Annotated in this window: 14 protein-coding genes and 1 tRNA gene; 5 read left to right on the top strand and 10 right to left on the bottom strand. The window is 34.5% G+C overall.

Annotated features, from left to right (window positions below; genetic code table 11):
- Position 1: 1 nt before the first annotated feature.
- Positions 2–2,440, top strand: a complete 2,439-nt coding sequence (locus SJY30_RS17155; RefSeq protein WP_396633334.1) for a carboxypeptidase-like regulatory domain-containing protein — start codon at positions 2–4, stop codon at positions 2,438–2,440.
- Here SJY30_RS17155 and SJY30_RS17150 read toward each other — a convergent pair.
- The 5 genes from SJY30_RS17150 to SJY30_RS17130 form a co-directional block, all read right to left on the bottom strand.
- Positions 2,437–3,333, bottom strand: a complete 897-nt coding sequence (locus SJY30_RS17150; protein WP_396633333.1) for a flavin reductase family protein — start codon at positions 3,331–3,333, stop codon at positions 2,437–2,439. The genes SJY30_RS17155 and SJY30_RS17150 overlap by 4 nt on opposite strands.
- 31 nt (positions 3,334–3,364) lie before the next feature.
- A complete protein-coding gene (gene fahA / locus SJY30_RS17145) occupies positions 3,365–4,600 on the bottom strand; it encodes a fumarylacetoacetase (RefSeq protein ID WP_396633332.1) in 1,236 nt (411 codons plus the stop codon).
- Between the two features lie 12 nt (positions 4,601–4,612).
- Positions 4,613–5,773 (bottom strand): homogentisate 1,2-dioxygenase, encoded by a 1,161-nt coding sequence (locus SJY30_RS17140; RefSeq protein ID WP_396633331.1) that lies wholly within the window; start codon positions 5,771–5,773, stop codon positions 4,613–4,615.
- A gap of 75 nt (positions 5,774–5,848) precedes the next feature.
- The gene (gene hppD, locus SJY30_RS17135) at positions 5,849–6,979 is read right to left on the bottom strand and encodes a 4-hydroxyphenylpyruvate dioxygenase (protein WP_396633330.1); all 1,131 of its coding nucleotides are present in this window, start codon (positions 6,977–6,979) and stop codon (positions 5,849–5,851) included.
- Positions 6,980–7,043: 64 nt separating this feature from the next.
- Complete coding sequence (locus SJY30_RS17130; RefSeq protein ID WP_396633329.1) at positions 7,044–8,150, bottom strand: pyridoxal phosphate-dependent aminotransferase; 1,107 nt, start codon at positions 8,148–8,150, stop codon at positions 7,044–7,046.
- Positions 8,151–8,270: 120 nt separating this feature from the next.
- Between SJY30_RS17130 and SJY30_RS17125 the strand changes: the two genes are divergently transcribed.
- The 4 genes from SJY30_RS17125 (at position 8,271) to SJY30_RS17110 (ending at position 10,106) form a co-directional block, all read left to right on the top strand.
- Positions 8,271–8,717 (top strand): MarR family winged helix-turn-helix transcriptional regulator, encoded by a 447-nt coding sequence (locus SJY30_RS17125; RefSeq protein ID WP_396633328.1) that lies wholly within the window; start codon positions 8,271–8,273, stop codon positions 8,715–8,717.
- Between the two features lie 104 nt (positions 8,718–8,821).
- A tRNA-Arg gene (locus SJY30_RS17120) sits at positions 8,822–8,895 on the top strand.
- A 135-nt stretch (positions 8,896–9,030) separates the two neighbouring features.
- The gene (locus tag SJY30_RS17115; RefSeq protein WP_396633327.1) at positions 9,031–9,462 is read left to right on the top strand and encodes a BLUF domain-containing protein; all 432 of its coding nucleotides are present in this window, start codon (positions 9,031–9,033) and stop codon (positions 9,460–9,462) included.
- A 200-nt stretch (positions 9,463–9,662) separates the two neighbouring features.
- Complete coding sequence (locus SJY30_RS17110; protein WP_396633326.1) at positions 9,663–10,106, top strand: response regulator; 444 nt, start codon at positions 9,663–9,665, stop codon at positions 10,104–10,106.
- Between the two features lie 186 nt (positions 10,107–10,292).
- On the opposite strand, the gene SJY30_RS17105 is transcribed toward SJY30_RS17110, so the two are convergent.
- From SJY30_RS17105 to SJY30_RS17085, 5 genes are all read right to left on the bottom strand, one after another.
- The gene (locus SJY30_RS17105) at positions 10,293–11,288 is read right to left on the bottom strand and encodes a helix-turn-helix transcriptional regulator (protein WP_396633325.1); all 996 of its coding nucleotides are present in this window, start codon (positions 11,286–11,288) and stop codon (positions 10,293–10,295) included.
- Positions 11,289–11,563: 275 nt separating this feature from the next.
- Positions 11,564–13,495 (bottom strand): ATP-binding protein, encoded by a 1,932-nt coding sequence (locus SJY30_RS17100; RefSeq protein WP_396633324.1) that lies wholly within the window; start codon positions 13,493–13,495, stop codon positions 11,564–11,566.
- A 137-nt stretch (positions 13,496–13,632) separates the two neighbouring features.
- Positions 13,633–14,073, bottom strand: coding sequence for a response regulator (locus tag SJY30_RS17095; RefSeq protein WP_396633323.1), 441 nt, complete (start codon positions 14,071–14,073; stop codon positions 13,633–13,635).
- Positions 14,074–14,111: 38 nt separating this feature from the next.
- Positions 14,112–14,645 (bottom strand): helix-turn-helix domain-containing protein, encoded by a 534-nt coding sequence (locus SJY30_RS17090; RefSeq protein ID WP_396633322.1) that lies wholly within the window; start codon positions 14,643–14,645, stop codon positions 14,112–14,114.
- Positions 14,646–14,824: 179 nt separating this feature from the next.
- Entirely contained in the window at positions 14,825–16,621 is a 1,797-nt protein-coding gene (locus tag SJY30_RS17085) for an alpha-amylase family glycosyl hydrolase (RefSeq protein WP_396633321.1), read from the bottom strand.
- Between the last annotated feature and the right edge of the window lie 107 nt (positions 16,622–16,728).

The following is a 16,728-nucleotide window of genomic DNA, read 5'->3' as shown; positions in this document are numbered from 1 at the left end:
AATGAAAAACATAACCATATTAATTTCGATTCTATTTCTAAGTCTAATATCTACAAATATACTTATCGGTCAATATTCTAATTTTAAAGGAATATCGCCAGATGAATTTGAAATCATTTTACTCGGCGAACAATCTCATGGAGATGGTGCCGTCTTTGACAAAAAATTTGAAATGATAAAAGACCTACATGAGAACCATGGGTATAATTTATTAGTTTTTGAGAGTGGTATGTATGATAATTTTAAAGCAAATGAGCTTTACAAAAATCAAAAAGAGGAGATTGACATTTTCAAGCAAAGTGTTGGTTGGCTGTATACCACTACCGAAGTTTTCCAAGAATTATTGAATTATTTGGAAACACACCCTGAATTAAAAATTCTTGGGTTCGATTCACAAGAATCAACTCTTTTTGAAGCGTACTTCTTAAATGACTTTAAATCTCTTTGTTCTAAAAATAACATTGTGATTTCTGATGAAGACTATACAGAAATTGAAAAGACAATGATTGTTAGAGATTTTGAAAATTATGCTTTCAATGAAAAAGACTGTACCAACCTTTACAACAATATTAATGCTGTTATTGAAAAAATTGACCAAATCCCTAAAAATGATATTGAAACAGCAGTGTTAGTTCAAACATTTAAGAGTGTATTTTCTGACTTGGATTTTGGATTAAAAAGTTTGCAGAAAGAAAAAATAGCTATTCAAAACCCAAGAGATAAACAAATGGCAGAGAATTTGATTTTTATAAAAGAAACTTATCCTAGTGAAAAAATAATGGGTTGGGGTGCTAGTTACCATTTTGCCAACAAAATAAATGAGTTTGAATATACTTTAGAGACCGAAGAATATATTAAAAATCGAATTGCATTAACAGATAGTATTCACGGTGAAACCCATACATCTGAATCTGAAGAAATTACTCAAATCAAGGAACTCAAACTTGCACTACCCATGGGGCAAATTCTGAAAGAGAAATATGGCTCTAAAATATTCAGTATAGCGTTCACTTCATACAAAGGAGATTTTTTTAATATTGAAATTGACCAGACAACCCCTATACTGTCACCACCGAGCAGTAGTATTGAGTCCGATTTAAAAGATCAGAATATTAAGTCCACTCTTTCTATTCTTAAGGATTCATCTGATAAATATTACTCATCTGCCCTAGGCTATATTCCATTGTACGCCAATTGGGAGGATATTTTTGACGGTATTTATTATATCGAAAACATGTACCCTCCAAAGTATATTGAATACGATAATGAAAAAATAAAGACAGTTACATATAAAGGCAGCAGCATAAGCGGATCTATAATCGACGATGATACTTCTGAACCTATCAATTATGCCGACATATACTATTCTGATTTAAACTTGAGCACAGTATCGAATTCTAATGGCCAGTTCAACATTGCCCGTGAAAAAAACACAAATGGTTATTTAGTATTTTCTGCTATAGGATATCATAGCGATTCAATATCTATAGCTTCAGCTAAAGAGTATTATAATATCAAACTTAAAAAGGCTAAAGATGATATTACCTTAAATGAAGTGGTTGTATCTGCAAAGCGTGAAGAATTAAGCGCTGAAGAAATCATTAAAAAAGCTCGAAAAAATATTGAAAAGAACTACATACAAACCCCTTACAATCAAGATTTCTTATTTCAAGTCAGTCAACTGAGTGCTAATGACTCTTTACATGTTGGAGAGGAAGCTATTATTAAAACCTATAATAAAAAAGGCATTAATGGCAGTAATAAACCAGAGAATAGCATGTTTGCAGAGATAGAACACTTAAGAGCAAATACTACTATTTATGAAAAAAATAAATGGAGTGGAGTTGGTTCTATGTGGGTAATTCTAAATAGAGATATTATTTTAAGTAAGAGCAATGTGCTTTACCGTACTGGATCTTATGATTTACAAAAACATAGAACAATAAACTATGAGGGACAAAAAGTGTATCAGATAAATTTTACGAATAACTCACCAGGCTCTTACTCTACAGGATTTGGATACCCCGCACCAGAAGCTTCATTTGGTAGTATTTATATTGACGAGGAAAATTATGCTGTTTTAAAATATGAGCATCATATAGAACGCCCTGAATATGAAACGAAAAAGTATAAAAAACTGATTAAACAAACCCATAATATTGTACAGACTTATAAAAACATAAATGGAAAGTATTTTTTTAATTTACTGGAAATCAACACTACTGCTGATATTTTTTCAATGGAGCATGAACTCTTAAATACCAAGTATTTTATGGACAAAATCATTTCAAAAAATATAGAAACTAATACAGTGCGTGTATTAACCAAACCTTTGATAGAGGTCAAAAAAGGTTACAAACCAACATCAAAAGATACATATTGGAATGACAAGCCAATGGATTTTTCTATAGATATCAATGCAATTAACATGAAAAGCTAAACCCCTAAATGCAACAAAGCCAATGCATCTTCAGTTTTACCATCTGCCAACCACTGTTGTGCTAGTTTGTGTAATGCGGTAATACTTTCATCGCCATTAAGAATAGATTTCACCTCAGCGTGTTCTGTGATTTTCGCAATAGCTTCTTTAGTTGGCAACTGTTCTAAATTCCCTAACCTTCCTAAATTATTACCTGTCAATACAGTGCTGTTCTGTACAGCTTCCGGTAGCATATCTACGCCAATACCCTTGGTACGTATTGGTTTAGGTATTTCAAATAGCGCATCGCCATTGGCTCTGCAATACCAATTGCCACCCATGCGTGCCACTAGATCTAACTTTGGAGTATCCAGTTTTCCTTCCGCATCTAAAAATGCTTTTTTTACGTGAATCTGAACTACTTTGGCCAGTACCAAATTACCTGCTCCCGGTCCGTCACCCAAGGCTATTACTTGATCCACTACACATTCAAATGCTACGGGTGCCTCCCCCACTCTTGGCGGCTGAACTTTATCACTAGGCATTTGAGTAAAACCGGCTTTTACAAATTCATTTACTCCGTCACCATATTCGGTGCTTGACAATGACATTTGCTCTACCATATCATAATTCACAATATTGATAACCGTTTCTTTTACCTCCAACACATTCTCTAAAGTATGCTTGGTGGTATTATCTCGACCTCTTCTTGAAGGTGAAAAAACCATCATTGGCGGATTAACACTGAATAGATTAAAATAACTAAACGGACTCAAATTTACATTCCCTTCTTTATCTATTGTACTGGCAAAACAAATGGGTCTTGGCGCTACGGCAGACAATAAATACCCGTGTAATTCTTGTTGAGAAATGCTATTTGGATCTATAGAATTGATTTCTTCGTTATTTGACATGCTATAATCTTCTAGTGTAAATTGTATTGTTTTATTTGTTTGGCAAAATGGTTCCGGTTACTTCACCGAAGCCTACTCTTTTACCCTCTTTTTCTGCGAACCCTCGCATGGTTATGGTATCATTATCTTCTATAAAAGTACGTTTGCTTCCATCTTTTAATTCAAACGGTTTTTTACCGCCCCAAGAAATTTCTAACAAAGATCCATACGAACTTTCATCTTTTCCGGATATGGTACCCGATGCCATTACATCACCTACATTTATATTACAACCGTTTACAGTATGGTGCGCCAACTGCTGCATCATATTCCAATACATATATTTGAAGTTAGATTTGCTGATGGTTGTTTCTTCTGAAGTTGAAGAAGACATCCCCACTTCTAACTGTATATCATAATTTTTTTCTCCCTCGTACTCTAAATACGATAGCACTTCTGGAGTTTGCTCAGGACCTTGAACCTTAAATGGTTCTAAAGCTTCTAAGGTGACAATCCAAGGTGATATAGATGATGCAAAGCTTTTTCCTAAAAACGGACCTAAAGGCACATACTCCCATTTCTGAATGTCTCTTGCCGACCAGTCATTGAACAATACCAAACCAAAAATATGCTCAGCCGCGTCTTTAGTGGAAACTCGCTCGCCCAGTTCGGTACTTTTACCAACTACAAAACCCATTTCTAATTCAAAATCCAAATTACCAGAGGCTTTGAAAACAGGAGTTTCCATTTCGTTAGTTTTCACTTGCCCCATAGGTCTGTGAATAGTTGTACCACTGACTACAATTGATGATGCACGACCATGATACCCTACCGGAATATGTCGCCAATTAGGCAACAAAGCATTCTCTGGATCACGGAACATTTTACCTACATTGGTAGCGTGTTCTATACTGGAATAGAAATCTGTATAATCGCCTACATGTACCGGTAAATGCATTTGGGCATCTTTCTGTAACACAAAAACTTCTGGATGATTCTTCAACGGAGAATTTTCAGAAACCAATAAGTTCTGAATATCTAAACGTACCTTATTGGTAATTTTCTTTCCTAATGAGATAAACTCATTTAAAGTTTTCTGTCTAAAATAAGCAGCACCTACCTCTATTAGACCCAGATCTGAAATTGCTGCCAAGTCAAGTATCTGTTCCCCAATAGCTATTCCTGCTTTTGCTGCTTCATCATTTACAGAGAATATACCGAAAGGAAGATTATAGATAGAAAAATCAGATTTTTCGGGCACAGAGACCCATGTATGTAATGTTGTCAAGTTTGTATTTCTTTATTTATCCAACCAAGATTTGTAATAATCGCCATCATCCAGTTTTATGGCATTTTCAGTAACCATCAATGGCTTAAAAGTGTCTATCATTACCGCTAATTCTTCTGATCCTTTTTGACCTATGCTTCGTTCTGCTGCCCCTGGGTGCGGACCGTGGGGTATACCTGCGGGATGCAACGATATATTACCTGGCTGCACACCATTTCTACTCATAAAATCTCCGTCTACATAATACAGCATTTCATCAGAATCTATATTAGAGTGATTGTAAGGTGCCGGTATGGACAACGGGTGATAATCATACAACCTTGGCACAAAAGAACAAATGACAAAGGCATTTGTTTCAAAAGTCTGATGCACTGGTGGCGGCTGGTGAATTCTACCTGTAATGGGTTCAAAATTGTGAATGGAGAATCCGTACGGAAAGTTGTACCCATCCCAACCAACAACATCAAAAGGATGCCCAATGTAGACCATTTCATGTATAACCCCTTGTTTCTTCACCTTTATCAAGTGCTCATCGGTATCTGTAAACGTTTCTAAATTCTCTGGTAATTTATAATCACGCTCACAAAAAGGAGAATGTTCTAATAACTGCCCAAACCAATTGCGATATCTTTTTGGCGTATATATAGGCGAGTACGATTCCGCAAACAAAATGCGATTGTCTTCACTATCAAAATCTATTTGATAAATCGTTCCCCTTGGAATAATAAGATAATCGCCATACTCAAACTTAATCTGCCCAAAAATAGTTCTTAATACCCCTGTGCCTTTATGTATAAAGAGCATTTCATCTGCATCGGTATTCTTATAGAAATACTCACGCAACGATTTTCTTGGTGCAGCTACCCCAATAATAATATCACTATTGACCAAAAGTGGTTCTCGGGCATCTAAAAAATCATCTTTTGGCGCCGTATTAAAACTCACTAGTTTTAACGAACGTATATTCTTCTCCAAGGCTATTTTTGGTGAAACATCGGTACTTTTCAGTATCTCCTTAACCATTGTTGGTCGGTTATGATGATATAGTAAAGAGGACATACCGTCAAAGCCAATAGTACCGAACAATTGTTCTGAGTACAATTCGCCATCCGGTTTTCTAAATTGCGTATGCCTTTTAGGTGGCAACGCTCCCTGTTTATGATATATAGGCATATACGTTCGTTATTCTAGTTAATACTCTACTTTTAAAAATACGTTATTCTTAAATGCTTAAGAAATTTGTTGAACTTATAAAGTTCCTCTTAATTCTTGCTCACGCTCAATCGCTTCAAACAAAGCTTTGAAATTTCCTTTTCCAAAAGAAGTAGCTCCTTTACGTTGAATGATCTCAAAGAACATGGTTGGTCTTGCCTGTACGGTTTTTGTAAAAATCTGTAACAAGTACCCTTCATCATCACGATCTACCAAAATACCTAGTTTTCTAAGTGACTCAATATCCTCGTCAATTTCACCAACTCTATCCGTCAATACATCATAATAAGTGGTAGGTATCGTCAAAAACTCGACACCTCTACTTTTAAGGTCAGATACCGTTTTTACAATATCATCGGTAGCAACTGCAATATGCTGCACTCCTTCACCTTCATAGAACTCTAAATACTCATCTACTTGAGATTTTTTCATACCTGGTGCCGGCTCATTGATCGGGAACTTAATACGACCATTACCGTTACTCATCACTTTACTCATCAAAGCAGTATAATCCGTAGAAATATCTTTATCGTCAAAAGACATAATCTGCTTGAAGCCCATAACATTGGCATAAAAATCTACCCAAAAATTCATTCTACCTTCTTCAACATTACCTACCATATGATCTACAAATTTTAAACCTGTAGATGTTGGTTGGTACTCACTTTCCCATTTTTTATACCCTGGCAAAAATGTACCGTTGTAGTTTTTACGCTCCACAAAAATGTGAACTACCTCACCGTAAGAATAGATACCAGATGTTACCACTTCGCCGTCATCATCTTTCTCGGTTTTAGGCTCCATATAACTTTTGGCACCTCTTTTCATAGCCTCTTCATACGCATAGCTAGCATCATCTACCCACAGCGCAGTGACTTTTACTCCGTCACCATGTTTATCTATATGCCTACCTACATCAGTACCACTTTTTAAAGGGGAGGTCAATACCAATCTTATTTTATCTTGCTCTACCACATAAGATTCAAAATCTCTACTACCTGTTTCCAAACCTTTATAAGCCAAAGATTTAAATCCGAATGCAGTTTTGTAATAGTGTGCCGCTTGCTTAGAGTTACTTACGTAAAGCTCTAAATAATCCGTACCGTTGATAGGCATAAAATCTTGTGCCTCTTTATGATCGTTTTGTGCTACTGTTGTTGTTGACATAGTTCTGGATTTTATATTTTTATTTCGTTTATTGTTGCTTATGCAACATATATATTAAATTTTTTTATGCTGTTGTGGTTTGAGATTTCATCAATACCTCTAGTGCTGCCAAAAGTGCTTTATTTGCTTCCCTTACTCCAAATGAAATTCTAACTTTTCCCGGAGCTCCAAAATTGCCTACAGGGCGAACCATAATACCTCGCTGTTCTAAGAAGGCCGTGAATTCCATATCATTGATAGGTGGATCTATTAGTACAAAATTACCTTGTGCGGGCCAGTATTTTATATTTAAGGCATCAAGTCCGTTCAAAACAAACCTTCTTTCTTCTTTTACCAATGCTACGGTCTTATTCACAAAATCAACATCTTCCAATGCAGCGATAGCCCCTTCTAAAGCCATGGTAGACAACAAAAAAGGCTTACAAATTCTGCGCATGTAATTACTCAGTTCTAAAGGAGCATAGCAATACCCAACTCGTAAACCGGCTAGACCGTATGTTTTTGAAAAACTGTTTATAGCTATTACATTCTTACCTTCCACTACAAATGGTAAGCCAGATGTATAATCTTCAGCTTCGGCAAAATGTCTATACACCTCATCTAATACCAAAACTACATGCTCAGGTAATTTTTCAATGAAGCTTCTTAAATCTGCCATTGGAATATAGTTTCCTGACGGGTTATTAGGTGATGCAAGAAATACCAGCTTTGTCTTATCAGAAATAGCTTCAAGAATTCCGTCTAAATCATAATCGTAATTCTCGGTCATTGGTACATTGATCGCCTTTGCTCCCATCCAACGGGTAAAGGCTGTATAGGGCAAAAAACATGGTTGACTAACAATTACCTCATCGTCTTCATTCAAAAATGCCTTAGAAATCATATCTATAATTTCTGAGCCACTATTTGCTGCGATAAAATTATCTGCAACTAAAGCGCCATCAAAGTCTTTTACCAAAGCTTCACGTAACCTTATATCCGTATTGTCTGGATAGAAACTTAAATCATCTAAAGTATTTGCTAATGCTTCTTTCACTTTTGGGGAATACCCTAACGGATTTTCATTAGATGAAAGCTTGTGTACCGTTACACCATCAGGCATAACGATTTTCTTTCCGCCACCTTTATAAGTACTATCCTCTAATATATATTTTTTGAAACCTAGTTCCATATTTCCACTTCTTTTGACCAATTTATCCGTAGTAAATATACACTTTTTTTTAATTATTGTTGCACTAACAACAATATTAACGATAAACTCTGTTACTTTTGGAGGAATAATACTTGGATTATGGACAGGACGGAAGGATTTGGAGTATACATTGATCGCACGCTTAAAAAGGTTCAAAGTACTTTTTTACAAGTGTTTGCAGAGAATAATATTGATCTGACCATTGAGCAATGGGTAATTTTACAACGCGTACATTTAGAAGGTAAAGAAGCCTCACAGGCAGATATTGCCAAATCTAACTTTAGAAATAGGGCTACAACTTCTAGAGTTATTAGCGGATTATGCAAAAAAGGCTTCTTACGAAAGTCTAGATTTAGAGATGATCAAAAAAGGTACAAACTTGTTATTACAGAAGAAGGTTCGGCACTCATAAAACAAGTAATGCCCTTTATTACCGATTTAAGAAAAGTTAGTACACTGGGTATCACTGAAGAAGAATTTGAAATTTTCTATAAAGTTCTTGATCAGTTATGGGAAAACTTTGACCAATACGAAGGTCGTTCATAGCTGTATTTTAGCATATAAAAGAAATAATTAAAATTTTATTGATTTTGGTTTTACCAGTCTATAAAAATCACTAAGTTTGCACCCACATTTGAAAAAATGGTGTCGGTCGCATAGCTCAGCTGGATAGAGCATCTGCCTTCTAAGCAGACGGTCGGAGGTTCGAATCCTCCTGCGATCACTCAAAAGCCCCTTTTAGGGGCTTTTTTGTTTTATATACATTTTTCATTTCTACGTCCTTTCAAAAATTTCTAATGTCTTTTTGGTTTTTTGACATTTTTATTAATTTTGCCGATTAAGACCAATTTCATTTTAGATGTATACATTGACCTATGAATCTGTCGCTACAAGTAGATTAACGAGCGCAGAAATGGAAGAATTACTTGAAAAGGCACGCGCAAATAATCAACGTGATGATATTACCGGCTGCCTGATCTATTACAAAGGTGGCTTTGTTCAATTATTGGAAGGAAGTAAAGAAAAAATCGAAACCCTTTACGATAAGATTAAAAAGGACCCTCGCCATAAAAATGTTACGCTATTTTCCGATGATGAAATTAGTAAGAGAACTTTCCCTAATTGGGGCATGGCTTACTACCCAATTGACGAAAACAACACCAATAAGTATGAGTACGAGCAATTTAAGAGAAACCTAATTTTAATGGCTGACCTTATTGAACCTACAAATGTTACGTCAAAACAGTTTTGGATAAAAATCAAAACCATGATTGCCGAGCCACCGATGTAGTTTTACCATTCATTTTTTTCTTTTTATTATACCATGTGTTCAGATTAATGCGTTAACATTTAGGTATTGAGCTATTTTTTAAATTAATAGAATTACAGCATAGCTCCCATAATATTTACCTTGCTTTTAAATTGTTCTTCAATTTTTAATTGAAATAATCTTGAACAAACATATTTAGAGTTATAAATTATTTAATTGCCATGAGCAAAACTGTACTTAAAGTCTTTCTAGCAGATGATGATAGTGATGACAGAACATTCTTTTCTGATGCATTGAGAGAAATCCCAATTCAAACCAAAATATCTGAATTTAACAATGGCGTAGACCTTATGGCAAGTTTGCTAGCAGATGATACCCAAAAACCAGATGTTATCTTTTTGGATTTGAAAATGCCTATGATGGACGGGTTTGAATGTCTAGCGGATATTCGTGATCTTGAGAAATATGCAGACACGCCGGTAATTATCTATTCTACATCGTATCACCCTAAAGAAATTACTCGTTTAAACGAAATGGGGGCTTCTTTATATTTACATAAACCTTCTTCATACAATCAGCTAAAAACACTTTTGCATAAGTGCTTACGCTATGTTGACAATTCTGAATATAGTAAACCAGAAAAAGAGTTCGTTATTTCTATCTAAGCAAGTCTTTTCGTTATTCATTATTCACTTCTTAAACCTTTACCTACTAGTTGTATTTAACTAGTTTTTAGTTTTTTTCTACACTTTCCATAATACAATTCGTCGAAATACTAGTGATTACGTATTTCATGTAACAAAAAAAAGCCAGCTCAAAGAGCCGGCTTAACCATTTTCATAACAATTTTCTTATGCTGAAAGCGATACGTTTCTAATGTTCATTAAGTATGCTTTTGGCGTACATTTAAACTTGTTTCTAAAGATTTTAGAGAAGTAACTTCTACTTGTAAATCCTATAGAGTATACTATTTCCGATATATTCATGTCAGAAGTTTGTATCAATTCTTCGGCAAGTATCAATCTTTCATTTCTAATGAAGTTGGTAACCGTAGTACCTTCCATCACTTTAAATCCTTCTTGTAATTTTGTTGGTGAAAGACCATATTCTTTACTTAAATCTGTAACCGTATAAGGAAATTCTGGCTTTCTCTTTATAGCGTTAACCGCTTCCTCTATTCTTAAAAGCTCTTTTTTGGTCAACATGCTTGAAACCTGACCACTATTCTCAATATCTTGCTTACAGTGTAAAATCTCTAATGCCAAAGTAAAGTTTACAATACCTTCAATAAGCAGTTTTCTAACTAAACCTACCTGTGTTATTGATCTTATCTGTAATAACTGCTCTTTTATTTTAAGATTGAAGGTACCAATATGAGCACTACCATCTTCATTTAAAAACTGAGTAAACAATTTCTCGTACAACTCATTGTTGTTAGAATTCTTAGTTAGCGCTTCGCTATCTTTTGTTACTTTAATAATAGACAAGTTAGACTTAGTCGCCTCTCTTAATTTTATATTGATAGTTTCATTTGAACCACCTACTACTACTGTCTGTAGTGCTTCTACCTTGTTATTTTCTTTTCCTTTTGAAAATCTAAAACTGCCTTCTAAACAATAGATAAAGTATAAACTAGGGTTTTCATCTAATTTTAAATCGAAGTTGAAATCTTCATTTAAATCCAAATCATATTCCGTATAAGAAATTCCTGACCCTAAAGAAACTGTTTGAATTCTACCTGTTCCTTTTTCATTATCATATTGAAGTATACGATCTCCTTGAAAACTTGAGATACTACCTCCTAAAACACTATTGAAATAACTTAACTGATTATGGACTACTTGCATGATATATTGTTTAAATGGTTATTGTTTAATGTATCCTCTTGTGCTACTATAGCATCTAATGAACTCGAAGTAATTGCTTCTACATTTGAAGCTTGACTATGAAAGTTTTTGCTTCTTACAGCACCTACTCTAGCATATTGAAGATTGTTCATAAAGGCTTACATTTCTTGTTGGTACAAAGATGCAGCCTATATCATGTAAATGTGTTACATCATTTTTAGAAGCTGTTACACAATTTTAAGAAGCGGTAGTAAAATACTATAATACAGCTTAATTTATAGTAAGGTAGGAAGGTAAACAGTAAATTCAGCTCCCTTATCCTTTTCACCTTTAGCCATTATGGTTCCATTATGTGATTGAACTATTTTTTTACAGATAGACAATCCCAAGCCGGTTCCAGAAAATTCTGTTTTGCCATGTAAGCGCTGAAAGATTTCAAAAATTTTCTCCTCGTACTTTTTTTCAAACCCAATACCGTTATCGATGAATTGTAATTTTACATAATTTATACTGGGCAATAAGTTCTCTACAGATGATTTTTCGCCACTTATTATACTACCCAGTATTTTAATATTAGGCTGTACTCCCTCCTTAACATATTTAAGTGAGTTGCCTATAAGATTGGCGAACAATTGTTCTAACTGAAATTGAATTCCGTTTACTACCGGTAAGCTTACCGAATCTACCTGAGCATTTAAATCATTAATACGTTCCCCTAAATCTTCAAGAACATTTTTCAATACGTCATTTAAATCTACTCGTTTCGGTTGCTCACCAACTTCATCTATTTTAGAGTAGGAAAGTAGATTATTGATTAGTTTACGCATTCTGTCAGACGAGTATTTTATTTTAGACAGATAGCCCTGGGACCTATTACTAAGTCGCCCCTCTTCTTCTTCATCTAAACGACTTACGAACATTTGAATTTTTCGTAACGGTTCTTGCAGATCATGACTGGCAACACGGTTAAATGCCTCTAAATCTGCATTAGTACGCTTTAACTCGGTATTTTTTATCTGTAATACAGATTCTGCCTCTATTTGTTTGGTAACATCTCTAATTACACCTACCATGTACCAATTATCTTCTTTTTGGTAACATTCGCCAATAGTATTCATATAGCGCAACTCATGAGACTTTGTATACACACGAAAAACCAGATCAATTTTAGATTTAGTTTTTCTGGCTTCTTTAAAACTAGATTTTACCTTTTCTAAATCATTAGGATGCAAAAATGTGAGTAAGCGATCATATTTATTATCAAACTCATTGGGATCATAACCAAATAGCCGATAAACATTGTCCGAATATTTAATTTGATTTTTTGCAAGATTCCATCGAAAACTGCCAATATTAGCTACATGTTCTGCTTCTGAAAGCAACCGGTTTTGAATAAACAATTGTGCTTCATAGCTTTTCTCTTGCGTGACATCTTTTGAAAAAAGGATGAGACCATCGTTAATTTTTATCGCTTTAGTGGTCAACCAGACCGGCTCTTTATCAAAAATGAATTCTTTGGTATATTCTTTGTTTTCACCAGAAGCATAACCATCAGCCAGAATCTCTAAAACTCCATTCTCATCATTTTTAGGGTAATATTCTAAAATAGTTTTACCTTCTATAAACGCCGTTTCTTGATTGGCAATTTCACCCATTCTATTGTTGATATAGACTATGCGAAAATCTTCTATCTTTCCTTTTTTGTCAAACACAGGTTTTAAATATGAAATAACACTATCGTTACTATCTAAAACTCTTATTCCAAAAAGATTGGATATTTCTAGCTCTCGTTTTCTAGACTCTATATTACCTAATGGAACTTTAGACTCCTTATCTGTAATGAACTCTGGCTTAATTAAGGTTAGTGTAAACAATAAACCTTCATTGAATTTATTGATCTTAACATTATAATTAAGCAAACTATCATCTACTTGCACTATAATATTGAAATTCTCTTCATCACCAACTTCCAATACCTTATTGGATAAAATTAAAACCTCATCATAATTAACAATGTCTACTAAAGATTGGTTTTTAGCGCTGTCAAAAGAAAATGAAAAAAAACTTTGCGCCTTCTGGTTGGCATATTTTACTACGAACTCTTTTACATTTAATGATTTTGGCAAAGATGGCTCGGCGTACAGTATAGCAGTATTGGAATCATCGACTATTTTTTTAAAAAAATCTACTGCTTTACTTTCTAACATACTTTCCTTATAAATTAAATGACCTCAAATGCCAATCTACTGCAAAATAAGCGGTTAAAATAAGATTACACTAGTGCTAAAACTAAAAAAGTTGTTCCATAAGGAACAACTTTAAGTTTATGCTTTCTTAAGAACCTCTATATTTTCAATAAAAAGTTCTCTTTCTTAAAATCATTTAAGTGGTACGCCCAGTTCATTTTTACGACTTGCTTCAACGACTTTTTAAGCTCATTAAAACTAGACGGCTTTTTAATATAGATATTGGCTCCTTTTTCAAAGGTTTCTTCTATATCTCTTTCCGCAGAAGATGTAGAGTAGATCGCTACTAACAAATCTTTCAAATGAGGTGTACGTCTTATAGCTTCTAAACACTCAAACCCATTCATAATAGGCATGTTCAAATCTAGAAAAACCAAATCTGGCGTATTGTCCGTGTCGCTAAGTAAAAATTCCATACAACTTTTACCGTTCTCTAACTGACGTAGCTCTGTATTGAGTTCAACCCCTTCCAATGCATCTGCAAAAAACTGTCTGTCGTCTTCGTCATCATCAACGAGAAGTATTTTTAATTTATCCATTTTCACTTTTCATGTATTGGAAAGAAGAACCTTTCTTCTTACTTTTTTCTAAATTTCATGTATTGGGTGATGGTCAACCCAGTTACTTTTTTAAATTGGTTGGATAAATGAGGAACACTACTAAAATTTAAGTTATGGGCAATCTCGCTCAAACTTGTGTTCTCCAACAACACCAATTCTTTCACTTTTTCTATGCGCACTAAAATATAAAAATTCTCTATTGAGGTATACGTTTTACTCGAAAATAAATTAGAAAGATATGGATAACTAAAACCCAATTGATTAGATAGTAATTCTGATATTTTTACATTTCTAATATCACCCTCATAAACCATTTTCTTTATATAAATCTTGATTTCTTCTACGATATCACGATTTTCTTTCGTCTGAACCTTTATACCATACCCTTTCAATTCTGCGATGATGGTTCTAAGCTTTTCATCACTTATATCATCTGGTAACTTAACCGTACTGTCTTGCAAAATTTCAAAATCAACCCCCGCTGCGACCATTATTTTCTGAAATACCACATTAACCATTTTTTCAGGGCTATATATGAAACTATATTCCATTCAATACATCAAAATTAAATCGCCACATTTCAATGGTAAAATTATTATAATAACTATACATTGTATAACAAAATACAATAAAATATTACCACTTTTGAACCTGAATTGAAAAAAAAATACAAATTGTAAGTTTAAACCTACTTAGCAGGTCTCTAGGCTAATAAAACACAGTCAAATTCTTACGACTTGGTAAAAATAAGAGCTCCATATGAAGGTATATTTACCTTACCTGTCCACGGCTTTGCATCTGTATTTTCTTCTACAACCTGTATATCATATACAGGTAACTGAGAAAATGCCGAATCGTAGATTTTACTTCCTGCATTTATGCTAAGATCAAAAGGCTCGTTTTCATTTAAACCAATACCATAATCTTCAAAATCTTGATTACTAAAATTTAAAACAATCAACACCGGCTGTGTAGTATCATCTGCATCAAACCTTTTATAAGCTAGTATTTTAGTTTGGTGATTTAAATGTAAAATTTCAATATGTTGACTTCTTAAACCTTTTCCACCTTCTGTATTCCCTGTTCTTAGCTTAATGATATCACTTACCAGCTTTTCAATACCTCTATGTTTCTTTTCCTTTTCCCAATCTAAAGCCTCGGTATCTTGAAAATATTCATCTTCAATAAATTCCTGTCCCTGAAAAAGCATAGGTATACCAGGTGCGGTCAATGTCAAAACAATACCCAACAATGCTCTCTTTTTAGCGAAATCACTTTCTGCATCTCCGGGCTGTATTTCTTCTGGAACTCGTGCCTTGCCATTGGCTACCTCATCATGAGACTCTGTATATACAATTCGGCTAAATGCATCATTGCTATATTTAAACTCAAGGGCATCTACCACTTTTTGCAAGTCTCTACCATCATCATGTGTGTCTTCTATTACCTCTCTAACCGGGTGTACAAAATTCATATCCCATTGAGATCCATATGCCAGCCCATCATGTTCTATGGCATCGGTAACCCTACTATCGCCTTTTAAATCTTCAGCTATTGTTAATACATGCGGATATTTCTCTCTTATCTCTACATTTATATCGCGCATCAATATATTTCCTTCCTCTATTTCGGTATCATAACCTAAACCGCCACCTTCATAACGTATATACGAGGTAGCATCCATACGTAAACCATCACAATGGTATTTCTCTATCCACATCAATGCATTGTCTCGCAAATATTGACGCACTTCTTCCCTTCCATAATCTGGTCTGGTATCTCCCCATGGAGTATCGCTTCTATGGTCATTATAAAAATAGATTCCTCCTTTATCGTTTTCACTCCAACCATCAAATTGCCATAAATCTACATCTGAAGGTCCGAAGTGATTATATACTACATCCATAATCACGGCAATACCCTTTTTGTGTGCTTCATTGACCAATTTTGCAAAAGCATCTGGACCGCCATAATCTTGTTCAATAGCAAAAGGATGTGCAGGGTTATAGCCCCAAGAAATTCCTCCTGCAAACTCAGCCACAGGTAACAACTCTATACAATTAATACCCAGTTCTTTTAAATAATCTAGTTTGGCAATAACATCTTCAAATGTACCAACGGTATCTGGAGTAGAACGATTAAAAGTACCTACATGTAATTCATAAATAACCAACTCGTTCCAGCTAGGCATTTTAAAGTCTTCATCATCCCACTTAAAATCTAATGTTCTTATGATAGAATTACCATTGCTATTGGTCACTTCAAAAGCATAAGGATCATTTCTCGCTAAAACTTCTCCTTCATATTCAATAAAGAATTTATATTCATCTCCTTCAGATGCCTTCTCGGTAATTACCGACCAATATCCATTATCCTCTATTTCAAGGGAAATTTCATTCTTAGACCAGTTGTTAAAGCTTCCACCAACGAAAACTTTTTCCGCATGCGGAGCCCACACTCTAAAGGTTACGGCACCATCACCTAAGACAGCGCCCATACCTGCCGATTTTGTTATTGTAGTATTCATAAACCAAAAGTAGACTGCAATTGGCGTAAGTAATATCCTCAAAAAGAGATGCTTTAACTCTAAAACATTTTTACGCAAAATTATGACCGTGCCAACATACAGGGTTT

It is taken from the genome of Maribacter sp. R86514, assembly GCF_044597005.1.
Classification (GTDB): Bacteria; Bacteroidota; Bacteroidia; order Flavobacteriales; family Flavobacteriaceae; genus Maribacter.
The sequence above is the reverse complement of the archived record's forward strand: the minus strand, read 5'-3'. Positions and strand labels throughout refer to the sequence as shown.

Coding starts and splice junctions, on each gene's coding strand:
- SJY30_RS17155 (WP_396633334.1), top strand. CDS start 2: ATGAAAAACATAACCATATTAATTTCGATTCTATTTCTAAGTCTAATA.
- SJY30_RS17150 (WP_396633333.1), bottom strand. CDS start 3,333: ATGTCAAATAACGAAGAAATCAATTCTATAGATCCAAATAGCATTTCT.
- SJY30_RS17140 (WP_396633331.1), bottom strand. CDS start 5,773: ATGCCTATATATCATAAACAGGGAGCGTTGCCACCTAAAAGGCATACG.
- hppD (WP_396633330.1), bottom strand. CDS start 6,979: ATGTCAACAACAACAGTAGCACAAAACGATCATAAAGAGGCACAAGAT.
- SJY30_RS17130 (WP_396633329.1), bottom strand. CDS start 8,150: ATGGAACTAGGTTTCAAAAAATATATATTAGAGGATAGTACTTATAAA.
- SJY30_RS17125 (WP_396633328.1), top strand. CDS start 8,271: ATGGACAGGACGGAAGGATTTGGAGTATACATTGATCGCACGCTTAAA.
- SJY30_RS17115 (WP_396633327.1), top strand. CDS start 9,031: ATGTATACATTGACCTATGAATCTGTCGCTACAAGTAGATTAACGAGC.
- SJY30_RS17110 (WP_396633326.1), top strand. CDS start 9,663: ATGAGCAAAACTGTACTTAAAGTCTTTCTAGCAGATGATGATAGTGAT.
- SJY30_RS17105 (WP_396633325.1), bottom strand. CDS start 11,288: ATGCAAGTAGTCCATAATCAGTTAAGTTATTTCAATAGTGTTTTAGGA.
- SJY30_RS17100 (WP_396633324.1), bottom strand. CDS start 13,495: ATGTTAGAAAGTAAAGCAGTAGATTTTTTTAAAAAAATAGTCGATGAT.
- SJY30_RS17095 (WP_396633323.1), bottom strand. CDS start 14,073: ATGGATAAATTAAAAATACTTCTCGTTGATGATGACGAAGACGACAGA.
- SJY30_RS17090 (WP_396633322.1), bottom strand. CDS start 14,645: ATGGAATATAGTTTCATATATAGCCCTGAAAAAATGGTTAATGTGGTA.
- SJY30_RS17085 (WP_396633321.1), bottom strand. CDS start 16,621: ATGAATACTACAATAACAAAATCGGCAGGTATGGGCGCTGTCTTAGGT.